Here is an 18,769-nt window from a genome sequence, read left to right on the forward strand (position 1 = left end):
GGATTCCATCCGGGCTACGCCATCTGCGCCAGGGTCTTGCGAAAGCGCGTCAACGCGGCGAGGAAGAACAGCATGCCGATGCCGGCGATGGCCAGCAGCTGCGGCCAGACGATGGCCAGCCCAGCGCCGCGGTAGAGGATGGCCTGGGCCAGATCGACGAAGTGGGTGGTCGGCGCCGCCAGCATGATCTGCTGCACCAGCTCGGGCATGCTCTCGCGTGGCGTGGTGCCGCCGGAAAGGATCTGCAGCGGCAGCAGCACCAGGATGATCAGCAGGCCCAGCTGCGGCATCGAGCGCGCCACGGTGCCGAAGAAGATGCCCATCGAGGTGGTGGCGAACAGGTGCAGCGCCGCGCCGCCGAAGAACAGGGTGATGGAGCCCGCCAGCGGCACCTGCAGCCAGCCCCGCACCACCAAGAGCAGCGACAGCGCCGCCGCCAGCAGAACCACCAGGCCCATCGACCAGACCTTGGCCAGCATGATCTGCAGCGGCGTCACCGGCATCACCAGCAGGTGCTCCACGGTGCCGTGCTCGCGCTCGCGGATCAGCGCGGCGCCGGTGAGGATGATCGACAGCATGGTGATCTGGTTGATCACCTCCATCACCGAGCCGAACCAGCTGCGCGTCAGGTTCGGGTTGAACTGCACGCGCAGCGCCAGCTCCGCCGCCTGCGGCAGGTCGTCACGGTAGCGGCGGACGAACTCGGCCACCTCGCTGGCGCCGATGCTCTGGATATACCCGGCGCCGGTGAAGGCCATGCTCACCTGGGTGGCATCGACGTTGAGCTGGATCGCCGGGCTGCGCCCGGCCAGCACGTCGCGCTGGAAGTTGGGCGGGATGTTGAGGGTGAAGGTGTAGTGCCCGGCGTCCATGCCCCGGTCCATCTGGCCCAGGTCGATGCGCTCGGGCGTACGGAAATAGGGCGCCTGGAAGGCCTGGATCAGCCGCTCGGAAAGCTGCGACTGGTCCTCGTCGACCATCGCGATGGCGGCGTTGTGCAGGCTCTCCGGCATGCTGGTGGCCGCGGAGTACACGCCCAGGCTGAAGGCCCAGAGGATCAGCAGCACCAGCGCCAGGTCATGCTGCAGGCTGCGCAACTCCTTGATGCCGAGGTGGAGGATGTTGGCCAGGCGTTCCATCACACCTCCTGTTTGCGCAGCAGGCTGGCGCTGAGCAGGGTCAGCAGCGGCACGGTCAGGGCCATGGCGGCGAAGTAGCCGAGCAGGTCTTGCAGCTCCAGCGCCTTGGAGAACACCCCGCGGCTGATCACCAGGAACTGCGAAGTCGGGTAGAGCTGGCCAACCAGGGCGCCCGCGCCTTCCAGCGAGGTCACCGGGTAGATCAGCCCGGAGAACTGGATGGCCGGCAGCAGGGTGGCGATGGCGGTGCCGAACACGGCGGCGATCTGGCTGTTGGTGAAGGTCGACATCAGCAGCCCCAGGCCGGTGGCGCAGGCGACGTAGAGCAGCGCGCCGAGGCCGAGGGTGAACGCGCTGCCTTTCAGCGGCACGTCGAACACCGTCACTGCCAGTAGCACCAGCAGGGCGCAGTTGAACAGGCCGAGGGCGATGTAGGGCAGCTGCTTGCCGATGAGGAATTCCAGGCGCGTGACCGGGGTGACGTAGAGGTTGATGATCGAGCCCAGTTCCTTCTCGCGCACCACGCCGAGGGCCGTGAGCATGGCCGGGATCAGCATCAGCAGCAGCGGGATCACCGCCGGTACCATGGCCTTGAGGCTCTCCACGTCCGGGTTGTAGCGGTAGCGCACCTCCAGGCCGGCGGCGTTGGCCGCGTGCGGCTGCGGCGAACGGCGGGCCAGCTCGGCCAGGTAGTGCTGGTGCAGGCCGGCGACATAGCCCTTGATGGTCTCGGCGCGGGTCGGCATGGCGCCGTCGATCCACATGCCGATCTGCGGGCTGGCGCCGCGCTTGAGGTCGCGGCCGAAGTGCGGCGGGATCTCCACCGCCAGGCTGATGTCGCCATTGCGCAGGCGCCGTTCCAGCTCGGCGTAATCGCGCAGCGGCGGCTTCTCGAGGAAGTAGCGCGAGCCGGACAGGTTGAGGTGGTATTCCTGGCTGGTGGTGGTCTGGTCGCGGTCGAGCACGGCGAAGGTCAGGTCCTCGACGTCCAGGCTGATGCCGTAGCCGATGATAAATAGCAGCAGCACGGTGCCGAGCAGGGCCATGCCGCCGCGGATCGGGTCGCGGCGCAGCTCCAGCGCCTCGCGGCGGGCGTAGCTGAACAGGCGGCGCAGGCTGAAACGCTGGCGCTGCGGCGGTGGCGCCTGCTGCAGTGGCGGCGCGGTGTTGGCTGGCTGCTCGCCGACCGCCTCCTGCAGGTAGGCGATGAAGGTCGCTTCCAGGCTGTCCAATCCGCGCTTGGCGATCAGCGCCTGCGGCGTGTCGCTGTCCAGCACCTTGCCGGCGTGCATCAGCGAGATGCGGTCGCAACGCTGCGCCTCGTTCATGAAGTGGGTGGAGATGAAGATGGTCACGCCGTCCTGGCGCGACAGGTCGAGCATCAGCTGCCAGAAGCCGTCGCGCGCCACCGGGTCGACGCCCGAGGTGGGCTCGTCGAGGATCAGGATCTCCGGCTGGTGGATCACCGCCACGGCCAGCGACAGGCGCTGGCGAATGCCCAGCGGCAGGCGCTCGGGGAGCATGTCCATGACCGCGCCGAGATCGAAGCGGCGCGCCATCGCGGCAACGCGATCATCGATCTGCGCGGCCGGCACATGGAACAGCCGGGCATGCAGCACCAGGTTCTGGCGTACCGTCAGCTCGCTGTACAGGGAGAAGGCCTGGGACATGTAACCGACCCGCTTGCGCGTGGCCATGTCCTGCGGATCTACCGTCTGGCCGAACAGCAGGGCCTCGCCCTCGCTGGCCGGCAGCAGGCCGGTGAGCATCTTCATGGTGGTGCTCTTGCCGCAGCCGTTGGAGCCGAGGAAGCCGAAGATCTCGCCGCGGCGGATACGGAACGACACCGAATCGACCGCAACGAAGTCGCCAAAGCGCATGGTCAGGTCCTTGGCTTCGATGGCGATCTCGCTGTTGTCCTGCAGGGGCTGGATCACCACCTCGCGGTGGTCGCGACGCTTCTCCTCCGGCAGCAGGGCGATAAAGGCCTGTTCCAGGCTCACGCTGTTGGTGCGCGCGCGCAGTTCGGCCGGGCTGCCTTCGGCCAGCACGCGGCCGGCGTCCATCGCCACCAGGTGGTCGAAGCGCTCGGCCTCCTCCATGTAGGCGGTGGCCACCAGCACGCTCATCTGCGGGCGCTGGACGCGGATGCGCGCGATCAGCTCCCAGAACTGGTTACGCGACAGCGGGTCGACGCCGGTGGTCGGCTCGTCGAGGATCAGCAGGTCGGGGTCATGGATCAGCGCGCAGCACAGCCCGAGCTTCTGCTTCATGCCGCCGGACAGCTTGCCCGCCGGGCGTTCACGAAAGGCGGCCATGCCGGTGCTGCGCAGCAGATCGTCGATGCGCCGCTCGCGTTCGGCGGCGTCCTGGCCGAACAGGCGGCCGAAGAAGTCGAGGTTCTCGAACACCGACAGCGTCGGGTAGAGATTCTTGCCCAGGCCCTGCGGCATATAGGCGATATGCGGGCAGACGCGGCGGCGGTGGCGCGCTTCGGCCATATCACCGCCCAGTACCTCGACCCTGCCGTGCTGAATCTTGCGCGCCCCGGCGATCAGCGCCAGCAGGCTGGACTTGCCGACGCCGTCCGGGCCGATCAGGCCCACCATCTGCCGTGCCGGCAGGCTCAGCTCGATGGCGTCGAGGGCGCGGGTCGCGCCATAGCGCAGGCCGACGTCGCTGAGGCGGGCGACCGCCGGGTTCATTGCGGAACCTTGATCGCCAGCTGTGCCGGCCACTCGGCCTCGGGATCAAGGCGCAGGTAGGCCATGCCCGGCACGCCGGTCTTGACGTGCTGCAGGTGCTTGCTCAGCAGCTCGGGATCGATGCGCGCCTTGACCCGGAACATCAGTTTCTCGCGTTCGCTGGCGGTCTCCACCGTCTTCGGGGTGAACTGGGCGACGCTGGCCACATAGCTGACCCGCGCCGGGATCACATACTGCGGCACCGCGTCGATCACCAGGCGCACCTCGCTGCCGAGGGCGACGCGGCCGGCCTGGCGTTCGGGCAGGAAGAAGGTCATGTAGACGTCGGTGAGATCGACCAGGTTGAGCACCTTGCCGCCGGCGCCGAGCACCTCGCCGGGCTGGGTCACGCGGTACTGCACGCGGCCGGCGCGCGGCGCCTTGAGCTGGCTGTCGTCGATGTCCGCCTGCAGGCGCGCGACGCTGGCGCGGGCGGCCTCGCTGGCGGACTGTGCCTCGATCGCCTGCGACTGCGCGGCGGCGATGCCGGCCGCCGCCGAGCTGACCTGGGCGCGCGCCGCCGCCAGCGCCGCCTCGGTGCTCTGCAGGCGGGCCAGGTCGTCGTCCAGCTGCTGCTGGGCCATGGCGTTGCGCTCGACCAGTTTGGCACTGCGCGCATGGCGCTTACGCGCGGCTTCCAGCTCGGCCTGGCGCTGGCGCACCACGGCCTCGGCAGCGAGCTTCTCGCTCTCGCGCAGGCGGATCTGGCTAGCCGCAGTGACTTCGCCATTCTCGGCCTGCCTGAGCTGGGCGCTGGCCTGGGCCAGCTGGGCGTCGAGCGCCTGGGTGTCCATGCGGGCGAGGACCTGGCCAGGCTCGACGAAGTCGCCTTCGTCAACCGCGATGCTGGCGATGCGCCCGGCCAGTTTGCTGGCGACATCCACCTCGGTGGCCTCGATGCGCCCGTTGCCGCTGGCGAAGCCCTCGCCCAGCCCGGCCGGGCGAAGCTGCCACCAGGCGACCGCGGCCAGCAGGGCGATGCCGGCTGCGATGAGATACGGGACGGGTCGTTGCAGGTTGTTCATCTAGGCTTCCCTTCGCCAGGGCAATCATTAGCTGGCTTGCATTCTCGGCCGGCCAGGGTTCGCGCGGTTTGATACAGGTCAAGCGCAGGCGGCTTGCCACAGGCAGGTGCGGTTGCGGCCCTCGTGCTTGGCGCGGTACAGCGCCTGATCGCCGCGGGCGACCAGCTCGCCCGGGGCCTCGTCGATGACCGGATCGACCACGCTCAGGCCGATGCTCAGGCTCAGGCGCCCCAGCGGGCTGGCCGGATGGCTGATGTCGAGGCTGGCAACGGCGGCATGGATGCGCGCGGCGACATGTTCGCCGCCGTCCAGGCCGGTATTGGCGAGGATGATGGCGAACTCCTCGCCGCCGTAGCGGCAGGCCACGTCGCCCTCGCGCTGCAGGCTTTCCTGCAGCACCGTGCTGACCTTGCGCAGGGCGTCGTCGCCGGCCAGGTGGCCGAGGGCGTCGTTGTAGGCCTTGAAGTGATCGATATCCAGCATCAGCAGCGCCAGCGGTGCGCCGATCCGCCGTAGGCGGCGCCATTCCGCCTGCAGTTGCTGGTCGAAGTAGCGCCGGTTGTACAGTCCGGTCAGGCCGTCGAGCTGCGACAGGCGCTGCAACTGGGCTTCCAGTTGCAGGCGCTCGCTGTTGTCGCGCGACACCGCGATCAGGTACTCGCGGTCATGCAACTGCACCAGCTGGGTATTGATCTCCGCCGGCTGGCGGCTGCCGTCGCGGCGGATCAGCTCACGCTGGAAGATCCGCGAGAGATTGTCGCGCTGCGCCTGACGCGCCTGTTCCAGCCAGCGGGAGAAGCCCGGCAGCAGCTTCTCCGGCTCCTCGCGCAACAGCTGGGCGAACTGCTCGGGGCGATAGCCGAGGTCGGCGTAGGTGGCCTGGTTCATGTGCAGCAGTTCGCGGCTGGCAGTATCGAAGATGAACAGACCGTCGTGGCTGGAATCGGTCAGGTCGAGCACCAGCTGCAGGCGCTCGCGGCTTTCCGACAGGCGCTGCTCGATCTCCGCGCGTCGCGTCGCCTCCACTTGGTAGCGGCGGTTGGCCACCTGCAGGGCATGGGCGCGCCGACTGTTCTCCAGCGCCAGGGCCAGCGCGGCGACCAGCAGCAGGCTGATCGCCAGGCCGGCGCCCAGCACCACGCCGGGCAGCGGGGTGTTCAGCTGCGCGAGCAACTGATCGGTGGGACTCAGGCGCAGGCTGAAACCGCTGTTGTTGAGCAGCTGCAGGTCGACGCGCTGGCTCAGCCGCGCAATGCCTGGGAATTCACCGTGGCGGAACAGGCTGTGGCCGTTTTCCAGCAGCTCCAGATTGAAGGCGTCGCGGTCGATCTGGGCGAGTAGCTGCTGCATCAGCGGTTCGACGCGAAACACGCCCTGCAGGAAACCGTCGAATACCCGTGCGCCGTCTTGCTCACGGTACAGCGGGGTGTAGAGGATGAAGCCGCGGCCGCCCTGGAGCAGCTCGAAGCTGTTGGAGAAGCGTGGCTCGCCGCTGTCGCGCGCCTGCATGGCCGTCGCGTAGTTGGGGTGCTCGGGGCTGAGGCGGAATCTCAGCGCCGCCTCGTTGCCGGCCAGCGGCAGCAGCCAGCGCATGCGCAGCTCTGCGTCCAGCCACTGGATCGATTGATAGCCGGGGAAGCCGCGCAGCGCGCGCTGCACTTCATCCTCCCAGGTGGCGCGCGGCAGGCGACCGAGCTCGCTCCACAGACGGGCGATGCGTTCGAGGCTGGCGACTTCCAGGTGCAGGGTGCTGTCCAGCTGGCGCGCCAGGCTGCGCGCCTGATAGCCGAGGCGTTCTTCCAGGCGCTGTTGCTGATCGCTCTCCAGTTGACGCCAGAGCAGTACGCTGGCGCTGCTCAGCACCAAGAGGAGGAGGGCCAGCGCCAGGCGCGCCGGCCAGGCGGAAGAGGCCGGCATGGGCGTGCTCCGTAGGCTGCCCTGCGGTGATAGCACAATGCCGGGGCGGACTCAACGCATGGCGAGAATTGCCGCCCACTCGGTCGCGCCCACCGGCATCACCGACAACCGGCTGCCGCGCTGCACCAGTGCCAGCGCGGCCAGCGCCGGGTTGTTCTTCAACTGCGGCAGCGGCAGCACCTCGGCGAAGGCCTCGACGAACTCCACGTCCAGGGCGCTCCAGGGATTCTTCTCGGCGCTGGCCTTGGCGTCATGGTAGTGGCTGAGCGAGTCCAGTGCGCTGGGGTCGGGGTAGACCGCGCTGGCGATGCGGCCGATGCCGGCGATGCCCGGTTGCGGGCAGCTGGAGTGATAGAAGAAGAACAGCTCGCCCGGGGCCATGGCACGCAGGAAGTTGCGCGCCTGATAGTTGCGCACGCCGTCCCAGCGTGCGCGGCCCAGGCGCTGCAGGTCATGGATGGAGAATTCGTCGGGTTCGGACTTCATCAGCCAATAAGGCATGAACTTTGCTCCTGCAGACCGGTCCGTAAGCGGACGCTCGTTTGATGAATATCTCCGACGGCCGGTTGGCGCCGGAAATTGCACCGTGCCTTGCGCTGGCGGAAAATGCCCGGCTTAACGCTTGGCGACGTCGGATGGCATACAACAATAACGCCGCGATCAACGTGCGCAGTTGCCTGGAAGGGGGAGGCAATAGATGAAACGCAAGCCAGATCTTTTGTGGGTTCTCGTAGTACTGTTCAGCCTGGGCGTGGTTACCACGGGTTACACCCAGAGCCTTTGGGAGCGTCAGCAGGACGTTCCGGTCAATGTGTCGCAACAACCCTGAGTTTCGGGTCGTCACGCTCCAGCGCCGCAGGGAACGCGGTGCCATCTCCCGCCTTTAATACCACGCCTTGTCCGTTACCGTCCCCAGCAGGGGCACGTCCCAGCTGGCCAGTGCCAGTTCCTCTACCCGCTGACATTCGTGCGCCAGGCCCAATAGCGTCGGCTTGTGCCAATTTTTGCGCCTGTGCAGGTAGGCCAGGCTGCGATCGTAGAAGCCGCCGCCCATGCCCAGCCGCCCGCCGCGATCATCGAAGCCGACCAGTGGCAGCAGCACCAGGTCCAGCGCCCAGACCCTGCGTTGTCGCGCCGGCTGGTAGCGTGGCTCGAGGATGCGAAAGCGGTTGCCCGCAAGCTTTTCCCCCGGACGGACGCGCTGGAACACCATCTTGGTGCGTGGCCAGGCATTGAGCACCGGCAGGTAGGTGTGCTTGCCGCGCTTGCGTGCGGCGGCCAGCAGCGGACGCGGATCGATCTCGCCGTCGTTGGGCAGGTACAGGGCGATATGCCGGGCGCGGCGAAAGCGTGGGTGCTGCACCAGTTGACGATACAGGCCGCGAGCCGCCTGGCGTTGCTGGCTGCGGCTCAAGGCGCGGCGGCGGCGGCGCAGCAGGCGACGCAGTTGCGCGCGGCTGAGCGGTGGGGTCGCGGTCATGGCTGTGGAGGCTGGAGCGAGATGCCGCGGCGCAGGTGCTCGCGGGCGGAAAAGGTGACTTCCCGGCATGCCGCTGTCGGTTTAGCCCTTGAACCCGAAAGTTCAAGGTGGAGGATGCAGGAGGCGTTAAGGCTTTCCGTCAGGCGGACATGCACACCGGCCCCAACATGCAACCCCCGTGGTTGTGCGTATCGGCTCAGGGACATCCCCAACTGGCGCGCACTCCAGGAAGTGGCGGCCAGTATACCCGAACCCCGCGGCTGGGGGGCAGCCTGCGACGAAGTGGCGGTCATCGCGGCTCAGGAGGCCTGGTCGTCGGCCAGCGCCTGGTCGACGCGGTCGAGCAGGTCGCGTACCTGCTGGCGCGTGGAGCCGGCGTCCTGATCCAGGCGCTGCTGCTTGTGCAGCAGATCGTGGGTGATGTTCAGCGCGGCCATCACCGCGACGCGATCGGCGCCGATCACCTTGCCGCTGGTGCGGATCTCGCGCATCTTGCCGTCCAGGTAGCGGGCGGCGCTCTCCAGGTTGGCGCGTTCGTCCTGCGGGCAGGCGATGCAATATTCTTTGTCCAGGATATGGACGGTCACGGTGTTCGACTGGGTCATGTGTCCTGCTCCAGGGCTTTGAGGCGCGAAATCATCGATTCGACCTTGTGCCGGGCCAATTCGTTCTTTTCGATCAGATGGGCGCGTTCCTCGCGCCAGGCCTGTTCATTCGCCAGCAGGAGTCGGTTGTGAGCCTTGAGCTGCTCGACGCGCTGGATCAGCAGCTCCAGCTTGGCGGTCAATGCGTGCAGATCGGCGTCTTCCATGGGCTCTCGCTACGGGAGGGAATGGCTGGACTATATAGGCGTGTCCCGACGGCGGGTCAAACCCTGTGACAGTGGCGTGACGCGTACGACGGTATCGCCCCGGCGGCCTCGGATGGTCTTGCCGCGCCTGCCGGTGCTAGGATACGAGGCCTCCATTCTAGAGATTGCGCCGTCTGGCGCCTAGCTATCTATGTCGACTCCCAGCTCCCCCTACGCCGCCTTCGCCGCTCTGCTGAGCAGTGCTGGGCATTCCGTTTCCCCCGCCGAACTGCACGGCCTGCTGCTCGGGCGCAGCTGCGCCGGCGCCGGCTTCGAGGCCGAGCCCTGGCTGCTCGATGCCGCCGGTCTGCTCGGTGGCGAACCGCAGGACAACGTGCGCCAGGCGCTGATCGGCCTGCAGGAAATGGTCAAGGGCGAGCTGTGCAGCGAGGATATCGCCGTGGTCCTGCTGCTGCCGGACGACGAGACGCCGCTGGCCCAGCGCGCCATTGCCCTCGGCCAGTGGTGCCAGGGCTTTCTCGGCGGCTTCGGCCTGACCGCCCGCGACGGCGCGCTGAGCGCCGAGGCCATGGAGGTGTTGCAGGACCTGTCCGCCATCGCCCAGGTGCAGAGCGCGCTGGAAGAATCCGAGGATGGCGAGAACGACTACATGGAAGTGATGGAATACCTGCGCGTGGCCCCGCTGCTGCTGTTCGCCGAGTGCGCCAAGCCCGCCGCGCCTGCCGCCAAACCTTCCTTGCACTGAGTTCTTCTGGAGCCCGTCTTGATCAGCATCCCCAAGTCCGAATATGCCCGTCGGCGCAAGGCGCTGATGGCGCAGATGGAGCCCAACAGCATCGCCATCCTGCCAGCGGCGCCGGTGTACATCCGCAACCGCGACGTCGAGCACGTCTACCGCCAGGACAGCGATTTCCAGTACCTCACCGGCTTTCCCGAGCCGGAGGCGGTGATGGCGCTGATCCCCGGTCGCGAGCACGGCGAATACGTGCTGTTCTGCCGCGAGCGCGACCCCGAGCGCGAGCTGTGGGACGGCCTGCGCGCCGGCCAGGACGGCGCGGTCGCTAACTACGGCGCCGACGACGCCTTTCCCATCGGCGATATCGACGACATCCTGCCCGGCCTGATCGAGGGCCGCGAGCGCGTCTACTACGCCATCGGCTGCAACCAGGAGTTCGATCACCGGCTGATGGAGTGGATCAACCATATCCGCGCCAAGGCCCGCCAGGGCGCCACGCCGCCCAACGAGTTCGTCGCCCTCGACCACCTGCTGCACGACATGCGTCTGTACAAGAGCGCCGCCGAGGTCAAGGTGATGCGCGAGGCCGCCGAGATCAGCGCGCGCGCGCATGTGCGCGCCATGCAGGCCAGCCGCGCCGGGCTGTCCGAATACCACCTGGAAGCCGAGCTGGACTACGAATTCCGCAAGGGCGGGGCGAAGATGCCGGCCTACGGCAGCATCGTCGCCGCCGGCAAGAACGCCTGCATCCTGCACTACCGCGAGAACGACGCGCCGCTCAAGGATGGCGACCTGGTGCTGATCGACGCCGGTTGCGAGATCGACTGCTACGCCAGCGACATCACCCGCACCTTCCCGGTCAGCGGCCGCTTCTCGCCCGAACAGAAGGCCATCTACGAGCTGGTGCTGGCCGCGCAGGAAGCGGCCTTCAAAGAGATCGCCCCGGGCAAGCACTGGAACGAGGCGCACGAGGCCACCGTACGGGTGATCACCGCCGGCCTGGTCGAACTCGGCCTGCTCGTCGGCGAGGTCGACGAGCTGATCGCCGGCGAGGCCTACAAGGCCTTCTATATGCACCGCGCCGGCCACTGGCTGGGCATGGACGTGCACGACGTCGGCGACTACAAGGTTGGCGGCGAGTGGCGCGTGCTCGAACCGGGCATGGCGATGACCGTGGAGCCGGGCATCTATATCGCCGTCGACAACGACAAGGTGGCGAAGAAATGGCGCGGCATCGGCGTGCGCATCGAGGACGACGTGGTGGTGACCAAGAGCGGCTGCGAGATTCTCACCAACGGCGTGCCCAAGACGGTCGCCGAGATCGAGGCGCTGATGGCCGCCGCCCGCACCCAGGCCGCCTGAGCCGATGAGTCGCGTGCAGCTGGCGATTATCGGTGGCGGGGCTGTTGGGAGACGGCTCGGTGCCAGCCTGGCCCTGACGGCGGGACTGCGTTGATGGCGCGGGTACAGCTGGCCATTATCGGCGGCGGCCTGGTCGGGGCGAGCCTGGCCCTGGCCCTGCAGGACACCGCGCGCCAGCGCGGCTGGCGCATCGCCCTGATCGAACCCTTTGCCCCGGGCAGCGCCTATCAGCCCAGCTACGACGCGCGCTCCACCGCGCTGTCCTACGGCAGCCGGCTGATCTACGAGCGCCTTGGCGTATGGCAGGCCATCGCCCGGCGCGCCGAGGCGATCCAGCAGATTCACGTCTCCGACCGTGGCCGCTTCGGTGCCACCCGCCTGCTGGCCATCGAGGAAGGCGTGCCGGCGCTTGGCTACGTGGTGGAGAACGCCTGGATAGGCCATTGCCTGTGGCAGGCGCTCGACGCCGAGGTGGTGCAGTGGCACTGCCCGGCCGAGGTGACCGCGTTGCAGCGTCTGGACGACGGCTACCGGCTGAGTTTGAGCGACGAGCGCCAGCTCGACTGCGACCTGGCCGTGCTGGCCGACGGCGGCCGCTCCGGCCTGCGCGAGCAGCTGGGCATCGGCGTCAGCCACAGGCCCTACGGGCAGAGCGCCGTGATCGCCAACGTCACCCCGCTGGAAGCGCATCGCGGCCAGGCCTTCGAGCGCTTCACCGACGAGGGGCCGATGGCCCTGCTGCCGCTTACCGATAACCGCTGCGCGCTGGTCTGGACCCGCGCCAGCGCCGATGCCGAACGCCTGCTCAAGCTGAGCGATGCGGCCTTTCTCGCCGAGTTGCAGCACGCCTTCGGCTACCGCCTCGGAGCGTTGCAGCAGGTCGGCGTGCGCCATCTCTATCCGCTGAGCCTGATCGAGGCGCAGGAGCAGGTGCGTCCGCACTTGGTGGTGCTGGGCAACGCGGCGCACAGCCTGCACCCCATCGCCGGGCAGGGCTACAACCTGTCGCTGCGCGACACCCTGGCGCTGGCCGAGGTGCTGCAGGCCGCCACCGCGCCGCTCGGCGACTTCGCCACCCTGCAGGGCTACCTGCAGCGCCAGCAACTGGACCAGCAACTGACCCTGGGCTTCTCCGACCGGGTCACCCGGCTGTTCAGCAATGCCCAGCCACTGCTGACCGCCGGACGCAACCTCGGTTTGCTCGGCCTCGACCTGCTGCCGCCGGCCAAGCGCTGGTTCGCTCGCCAGGCCATGGGCCTGGGGACGCGCAATCTGTGATCTGCTCCGTAGGGTGCGCCGTGCGCACCATGGCTTTTGGTCGGTGCGCACAGCCTGGGCGGCCCCGCGACACCCTAGGATTAAAGGAATGACTATGCGCGCGGATCTGATCATCGTCGGGGCCGGTATGGTCGGCAGCGCCCTGGCCCTGGCCCTGGAGCACAGCGGCCTGGATATTTTGCTGGTCGACGGCAGCCCGCTGCGCCTCGGCCCCTTCGACCCGGCCGCCAGCTTCGAACCGCGGGTCAGCGCCCTGTCCATGGCCAGTCAGCGCATCCTTGCGCGCCTCGGCGCCTGGGACGGCATCGCCGCACGGCGCGCCTGCCCCTACGGCGAGATGAGGGTATGGGACGGCAGCGGCACCGGCAGCATCCATTTCGCCGCGGCCAGCGTGCATGCCGAAACCCTCGGCCACATAGTCGAGAACCGCGTGGTGCAGGACGCCCTGCTCGAACGCCTGCACGACAGCCAGCTCGGCCTCCTGCCCGGCGCGCGCCTGGAGCAGCTGCGCCGCTCCGGTGACGACTGGTTGCTGACCCTGGAGGGCGGCCGCCAGCTGCGCGCACCGCTGCTGGTGGCGGCCGATGGCGCCAACTCGGCGGTGCGCCGCCTGGCCGGCTGCGCCACCCGCGAGTGGGATTACCTGCACCATGCCATCGTCACCAGCGTGCGCATCGAACGGCCGCACCAGGCCACCGCCTGGCAGCGCTTCACCGACGATGGTCCACTGGCCTTCCTGCCGCTGGCCGGGCCGGCGGGCGAGCACTGGTGCTCGATCGTCTGGTCGACCCTGCCGAGCGAGGCCGAGCGGCTGATGGCGCTGGACGACGAGGGCTTCTGCGTCGAGCTGGGCAAGGCTTTCGAGCACCGTCTCGGCGGCGTTCTGCACGCCGACCGTCGCCTGTGCATCCCGCTGCGCCAGCGCCATGCCAAGCGCTACGTCGAGCCGGGGCTGGCGCTGATCGGCGATGCCGCGCACAGCATCCACCCGCTGGCGGGGCAGGGGGTCAACCTGGGTTTTCTCGATGCCGCGGTGCTGGCCGAGGTGCTGCTGCATGCCGTGGCGCGCGGCGAGAACCTGAGTGAGGAGCGCGTGCTGAGCCGCTTCGAGCGCCGGCGCATGCCGCACAACCTGGCGATGATGGCGGCGATGGAGTGCTTCCAGCGTCTGTTCCAGGCCGACCCGCTGCCGTTGCGGTTGCTGCGCAACGTCGGCCTTGACCTGGTCGACGCTCAGGCCGAGGCCAAGGCGCTGTTCGTGCGTCAGGCGCTGGGCCTGTCGGGCGATCTGCCGGAGCTGGCGAAGGCCTGAGCGCCGAGCGCTGCGGGTCGGGTGTGGCTGCGACGGAGGGCAGGGTAAAAGTGGGAACCATCGGAAAAGTTCCCGGCTCTTACTAACTCGAGGCCACGATCCGATCGACGGGCGTGGGAGAGTCCCCTGCGATCCGGGGGTTGCGCATGGAGAGCCCGCCATGGACGAACGATTTCCCGAGATACCCGGCTACAGCGTGCACGGCCGGCTTGGCCAGGGCGGGATGGCCGAGGTCTACCTGGCGACCCAGGAGTCGCTGCATCGCAAGGTCGCGGTGAAGGTGCTGCTCGACGCCAGGGACGAGGCCTTCAGCAAGCGCTTCATCCGCGAGGGGCATATCGTCGCCTCCCTGCACCACCCTGCGATCATCACCATCTACGACATCGACCGGCTCGCCGATGGCCGCTACTACCTGGCCATGGAATACGTTGGCGGCGGTGATCTGGCCCGGCATCAGGGCGAGGTGGTCGCGGTACCTCGCGCGCTGGCCATCGTCCGCCAGGTCGCCGCCGGCCTGGCGGTGGTGCATGAGCAGGGGCTGATCCACCGCGATATCAAACCGGCGAACATCCTGTTTCGCCACGACGGCAGCGTAGTGATCACCGACTTCGGTATCGCCAAGGCGCTGGAGGTCGACAGCGAGCTCACCGGGCTCGGCGTCGCCATCGGCAGCCCGGCGTACAGCAGCCCGGAGCAGACCCAATGCCTGCCGCTGGATATTCGCAGCGACATCTACAGCCTGGGCGTGGTGCTGCTGGAGATGCTGCTCGGTCGCAACCCCTTCCGCGGTTCCAGCTACACCCAGACGGTGATGAACCATGTGCAGATGCCGCCGCCGAGCCTGCCGGCGCACCTCGCCCGTTATGCGCCGTTGCTCGAGCGAATGTTGGCGAAGGAGCCGAGCCGGCGCTTCGCCGATTGCCGGGCCCTGCTGCAGGCGCTCGATGAGCTCGAGACTTCCGAGCCATTGGCTGCGCCGCCCGTGGCGGACCTGGACAAGACCCGCGTCGCCGTGCCGCGTGACCGGCTGACGGTTGCGGCGCCCCGTGGGCCCAGGCGCGGCTGGCATCTGCTGGCTTGGGCCCTTTGTGGCCTGCTGCTGATCGGCGTCGCCGGTGTCACCGGCCTGTATCTGTATCAGCGCAGCCAGATCGCCGAGCTGCTGGCGCAGGGCGAGGAGCGTCTGGCCGAGGGCAAGCTGGTCGAGCCGGCCGAGGACAACGCCGAGCATTTCTTTAGCCTCGCCCTGCAGCTCGACGAGGCCAGCGAAGATGCGCGGCAGGGCCTGCAACGGGTGTTCGACGCACGTCTGGCCGGCTACCTGCAGCTGGCCGAGCAGCGCTTCGCCAGGGAGCGCTTGCTGGAGCCGGCCGACGACAGCGCGGTGTTCTTCTACCGGAGGATGCTCGAACTGGACCCGGGCAACCCCCGGGCGCTGGACGGCCTGAACCGGGTGGCATTGTTCTACGCCAAGTTGAGCCAGGAGGCCGCGGCGCGGCGCGACCATGACCTGGCGCGGGCCTATATCAAGCACGGCCTCGAGGCGCGTCCGGACAGCCCCGAGCTGCTCGCGCTGCGGCAGGCGCAAGGGCGCCGGACAGCCAGGGCGACCCCCGCACCGATAGCACCCGAGCCGCCGGCGACCGTCGAGCCTGCCGCCGAGCCGCCTGAGGCGCCGCAGCAGACGAGCGCCCTCAGGCGCTTGTGGCGCAGCCTGTTCTAGTTCCGGGCGGCACCGCTTGTCGGCGACCCGACCCCGCCTCCGGGGAAGCGAGGGTTCGCCTTGCGCCTGGTTTTCTTGCGATTTCGCAGGCATTCGCGGTAGATCCTTCCCCTACAGAGGCAAGCGTCCCACGCCTTCTTCGGCGCGGCTGCGGCGCTGACGCGGCCATGGTGGCCCTTTTATGGCGCCGACTGACCTATGTGTCGCTATTTACGTTGAGAAGGCAAATAACATTCACTACTATTCAGCCACTTTGCTCAACCACAAGAGGCTGGTCCCATGAAGGTTCGCAACGCGCTCCTCGCTGCATTCGCCCTCGGTTCCCTGGCAAGCGCCGTTCAGGCTGCCGAAGAGGTGGTGGTCTATTCCGCCCGCATCGACGAGCTGATCAAGCCGGTATTCGATCTCTACACCGAAAAGACCGGGGTCAAGGTGAAGTTCATCACCGACAAGGAAGCCCCGCTGATCGCCCGTCTCAAGGCCGAAGGCACCAACACCCCGGCCGACATGCTGATCACCGTCGATGCCGGCAACCTCTGGCAGGCCGAGCAGGAAGGCGTGCTGCAGCCGACCGACTCCGCGGTGATCAAGGCCAATATTCCCGCCCAGTATCGTTCCAGCAGCGAGAGCTGGACCGGCCTGTCGCTGCGCGCACGGACCCTCTTCTACTCCACCGAACGGGTCAAGCCGCAAGAGCTGTCCACCTACGAAGCCCTGGCCGACAAGAACTGGGAAGGCCGCCTGTGCCTGCGCACCAGCAAGAAGGTCTACAACCAGTCGCTGACCGCCACCCTGATCGAGACCCACGGCGCCGAGAAGACCGAGCAGATCGTCAAGGGCTGGGTGAACAACCTGGCGACCGACGTGTTCCCGGACGACACCGCGCTGCTGCAGGCCATCGACGCCGGCCAGTGCGACGTCGGCATCGCCAACACCTACTACTACGGCCGCCTGCACAAGCAGCAGCCGGACCTGAAGGTCAAGCCGTACTGGCCGAACCAGAACGACCGCGGTGTGCACGTCAACCTCGCCGGTGCCGGCGTGACCAAGCACGCGCCGCATGCCGAGCAGGCGCGCAAGCTGCTGGAGTGGATGACCACCCCGGAAGCGCAGACCATCTTCGCCGGCGTCAACCAGGAGTTCCCGGCCAACCCGGCGGTCGCGCCGTCCGATGAAGTGGCGGCCTGGGGCAGCTTCAAGGCCGACACCATCGCCACCGAAGTGGCGGGCAAGCGCCAGGCCGAGGCGACCATGCTGATGGATCGCGCCGGCTGGCAATAAGTCCGTAACGATCTGCTGCGTTGAAAACAGGCTCTAGCTCGCGAGATCGTATGGCTTAGAGGCAGGCCTTCGGTGATCCGCACCGCTGCCGTTATACTGCGACGCCCCGCCTAGCCGGGGCGTCGTCCTTTCCGCCGTCGAGGAATCCGCGTGCCGCATCCCGTCCAGCGTCGCTGGTACCCCATCGTCTTCGCCGTCGCCCTGCTGGTGCTGCTGCCGCTGTCGGTGCTGTTGCTGAGCTGGCACGAAGTGGATGCGCAGATCTGGACGCACCTGTGGCAGACGCAGATGACGCGGCTGATCGGCAACACCCTGACCCTGGTGGTCGGCGTCGGCGTCGGCGTGACGCTGCTCGGCGTCAGCCTGGCCTGGCTCACCAGCCTCTGCGAATTTCCCGGGCGGCGCTGGCTGGACTGGGCGCTGATGCTGCCGTTCGCCATCCCCGCCTACGTGCTGGCCTTCGTCTTCGTCGGCCTGCTGGATTTCGCCGGGCCGGTGCAGAGCCTGCTACGCGAGTGGTTCGGCAGCGGCCTGCGCCTGCCGCGGGTGCGCTCCACCGGCGGGGTGATCATCGTCCTGGTGCTGGTGTTCTACCCCTACGTCTACCTGCTCGCCCGCGGCGCCTTCCTGGCCCAGGGCAAGGGCCTGATGGAGGCCGCGCGGGTGCTCGGGCAGAATCCCTGGCAGGCCTTCTGGCGCGTCGCCCTGCCGATGGCGCGGCCGGCCATCGGCGCCGGCCTGGCCCTGGCGATCATGGAGACCCTGGCCGATTTCGGCGCGGTGGCGGTATTCAACTTCGATACCTTCACCACCGCCATCTACAAGACCTGGTACAGCTTCTACAGCCTGACCAGTGCCACCCAGCTGGCCAGCCTGCTGCTGCTGGCGGTGGCCCTGGTGCTCTATGGCGAGCGCCGTGCGCGCGGCGCCGCGCGGCCGGCCAACGAGCGACCGCGGGGCAAGGCGCTGTACCCGCTGCACGGCTGGAAGGCCTTCGCCGCCAGCGCCTGGTGCGGCCTGGTGTTCGCCTGTGCCTTTGTCATTCCCGTGCTGCAGCTGCTGGCGTGGTTCTGGCAGCGCGGTCGCTTCGACCTCGACGAGCGTTACGCCGGGCTGATCCTGCATACCCTCTATCTGGGCGGCATGGCGGCGCTGATCACCGTCGCCGTGGCCATGCTGCTGGCCTTCGCCCGGCGTCAGGCGCCGACCCGCGGCGTGCGCTTCGGCGTGGCGCTGGGCAATCTCGGCTATGCCCTGCCGGGCTCGGTGCTGGCGGTGGCGATCATGCTGGCGTTCAGCTTCCTCGATCGCGAACTGGTGATCCCGCTGTCCACCGCCCTCGGCGGCACCGGCAAGCCGCTGCTGCTGGGCGGCCTGGCGGCGCTGCTGGTGGCCTACCTGATCCGCTTCATGGCCGTGGCCTTCGGCCCGCTGGAAACCAGCCTGGCGCGCATCCGTCCGTCGTTGCCGGAGGCCGCGCGCAGCCTGGGGGTCGGCGGCGTCGGCCTGTTCTTGCGCGTCTACCTGCCGCTGCTGCTGCCGGGCACGCTGTCCGCCGCGCTGCTGGTGTTCGTCGACGTGCTCAAGGAAATGCCGGCCACGCTGCTGATGCGCCCGTTCGGCTGGGACACCCTGTCGGTAAGGGTGTTCGAGATGACCAGCGAGGGCGAGTGGGCGCGTGCCGCGCTGCCGGCACTGACCCTGGTGCTGGTCGGCCTGCTGCCGGTGATCCTGCTGATCCGCCGTTCGGCGCGGCGGGTTGGCTGAAACGGCATACCAGCTGGATCGACCTTTGGTCAGGATGACCCCTGCCGACCTTGCGGCTACAATGCGCGCCATTCGCGAGCCGGGTAACCCGGCAGACGCGTCGAGAAGCGTAGGCGACGACTGCATGGATGCAGGAGGTAGAGCGCAGGAAGCTCGAGCCGAGGCGGCCAGTGCAAGGCGCAGACAGGCGCGAA

General features: G+C 68.2%; 16 protein-coding genes and 1 other RNA gene. 8 read left to right on the forward strand and 9 right to left on the reverse strand.

Annotation, left to right across the window (positions count from 1 at the left end; all coding sequences use genetic code 11):
- Positions 1-14: 14 nt before the first annotated feature.
- The 5 genes from ACUTAF_RS22615 to ACUTAF_RS22635 all read right to left on the reverse strand — a co-directional run bounded on the left by ACUTAF_RS22615 (position 15) and on the right by ACUTAF_RS22635 (position 7,326).
- Positions 15-1,139 (reverse strand): ABC transporter permease, encoded by a 1,125-nt coding sequence (locus tag ACUTAF_RS22615; protein WP_445582068.1) that lies wholly within the window; start codon positions 1,137-1,139, stop codon positions 15-17.
- A complete protein-coding gene (rbbA, locus tag ACUTAF_RS22620) occupies positions 1,139-3,844 on the reverse strand; it encodes a ribosome-associated ATPase/putative transporter RbbA (protein WP_445582069.1) in 2,706 nt (901 codons plus the stop codon). Before rbbA ends, ACUTAF_RS22615 begins: the two co-directional genes overlap by 1 nt.
- Positions 3,841-4,908 carry an HlyD family secretion protein gene (locus ACUTAF_RS22625; protein WP_445582070.1) on the reverse strand — a complete coding sequence of 356 codons (1,068 nt, stop codon included), beginning with the start codon at positions 4,906-4,908 and terminating at the stop codon, positions 3,841-3,843. Before ACUTAF_RS22625 ends, rbbA begins: the two co-directional genes overlap by 4 nt.
- 78 nt (positions 4,909-4,986) lie before the next feature.
- The gene (locus tag ACUTAF_RS22630; RefSeq protein ID WP_445582071.1) at positions 4,987-6,825 is read right to left on the reverse strand and encodes a sensor domain-containing diguanylate cyclase; all 1,839 of its coding nucleotides are present in this window, start codon (positions 6,823-6,825) and stop codon (positions 4,987-4,989) included.
- 51 nt (positions 6,826-6,876) lie between these two features.
- Positions 6,877-7,326 (reverse strand): EVE domain-containing protein, encoded by a 450-nt coding sequence (locus ACUTAF_RS22635; RefSeq protein ID WP_445582072.1) that lies wholly within the window; start codon positions 7,324-7,326, stop codon positions 6,877-6,879.
- A gap of 196 nt (positions 7,327-7,522) precedes the next feature.
- Here ACUTAF_RS22635 and ACUTAF_RS22640 point away from each other — a divergent pair, with 196 nt between their 5' ends.
- Positions 7,523-7,654, forward strand: a complete 132-nt coding sequence (locus ACUTAF_RS22640) for a hypothetical protein (RefSeq protein ID WP_397487074.1) — start codon at positions 7,523-7,525, stop codon at positions 7,652-7,654.
- A gap of 54 nt (positions 7,655-7,708) precedes the next feature.
- On the opposite strand, the gene ACUTAF_RS22645 is transcribed toward ACUTAF_RS22640, so the two are convergent.
- From ACUTAF_RS22645 to ACUTAF_RS22660, 4 genes are all read right to left on the reverse strand, one after another.
- Complete coding sequence (locus ACUTAF_RS22645) at positions 7,709-8,305, reverse strand: 5-formyltetrahydrofolate cyclo-ligase (protein WP_445582073.1); 597 nt, start codon at positions 8,303-8,305, stop codon at positions 7,709-7,711.
- Between the two features lie 55 nt (positions 8,306-8,360).
- Positions 8,361-8,539, reverse strand: a non-coding RNA gene (ssrS, locus tag ACUTAF_RS22650) — 6S RNA.
- A gap of 65 nt (positions 8,540-8,604) precedes the next feature.
- Positions 8,605-8,910 carry a cell division protein ZapA gene (locus ACUTAF_RS22655; protein WP_445582074.1) on the reverse strand — a complete coding sequence of 102 codons (306 nt, stop codon included), beginning with the start codon at positions 8,908-8,910 and terminating at the stop codon, positions 8,605-8,607.
- Positions 8,907-9,116, reverse strand: a complete 210-nt coding sequence (locus ACUTAF_RS22660) for a TIGR02449 family protein (RefSeq protein ID WP_445582075.1) — start codon at positions 9,114-9,116, stop codon at positions 8,907-8,909. Before ACUTAF_RS22660 ends, ACUTAF_RS22655 begins: the two co-directional genes overlap by 4 nt.
- Before the next feature lie 190 nt (positions 9,117-9,306).
- Here ACUTAF_RS22660 and ACUTAF_RS22665 point away from each other — a divergent pair, with 190 nt between their 5' ends.
- The 7 genes from ACUTAF_RS22665 (at position 9,307) to ACUTAF_RS22695 (ending at position 18,575) form a co-directional block, all read left to right on the forward strand.
- Positions 9,307-9,861 carry a YecA/YgfB family protein gene (locus ACUTAF_RS22665; protein WP_445582076.1) on the forward strand — a complete coding sequence of 185 codons (555 nt, stop codon included), beginning with the start codon at positions 9,307-9,309 and terminating at the stop codon, positions 9,859-9,861.
- Positions 9,862-9,879: 18 nt separating this feature from the next.
- Entirely contained in the window at positions 9,880-11,214 is a 1,335-nt protein-coding gene (gene pepP, locus ACUTAF_RS22670) for a Xaa-Pro aminopeptidase (RefSeq protein ID WP_445582077.1), read from the forward strand.
- 93 nt (positions 11,215-11,307) lie between these two features.
- On the forward strand, positions 11,308-12,492 hold the full coding sequence (gene ubiH / locus ACUTAF_RS22675) for a 2-octaprenyl-6-methoxyphenyl hydroxylase (RefSeq protein WP_445582078.1): 1,185 nt from the start codon (positions 11,308-11,310) through the stop codon (positions 12,490-12,492).
- Between the two features lie 94 nt (positions 12,493-12,586).
- Positions 12,587-13,804, forward strand: coding sequence for a 2-octaprenyl-3-methyl-6-methoxy-1,4-benzoquinol hydroxylase (locus ACUTAF_RS22680; protein ID WP_445582495.1), 1,218 nt, complete (start codon positions 12,587-12,589; stop codon positions 13,802-13,804).
- A 160-nt stretch (positions 13,805-13,964) separates the two neighbouring features.
- Positions 13,965-15,527: a serine/threonine-protein kinase gene (locus ACUTAF_RS22685; RefSeq protein ID WP_445582079.1), complete on the forward strand. Its 1,563-nt coding sequence runs from the start codon at positions 13,965-13,967 to the stop codon at positions 15,525-15,527.
- 279 nt (positions 15,528-15,806) lie between these two features.
- A complete protein-coding gene (locus ACUTAF_RS22690; protein WP_445582080.1) occupies positions 15,807-16,808 on the forward strand; it encodes an extracellular solute-binding protein in 1,002 nt (333 codons plus the stop codon).
- A 150-nt stretch (positions 16,809-16,958) separates the two neighbouring features.
- Positions 16,959-18,575, forward strand: a complete 1,617-nt coding sequence (locus tag ACUTAF_RS22695; RefSeq protein ID WP_445582081.1) for an ABC transporter permease — start codon at positions 16,959-16,961, stop codon at positions 18,573-18,575.
- Positions 18,576-18,769 lie beyond the last annotated feature (194 nt).

This window comes from Pseudomonas sp. SP16.1, from assembly GCF_052682975.1.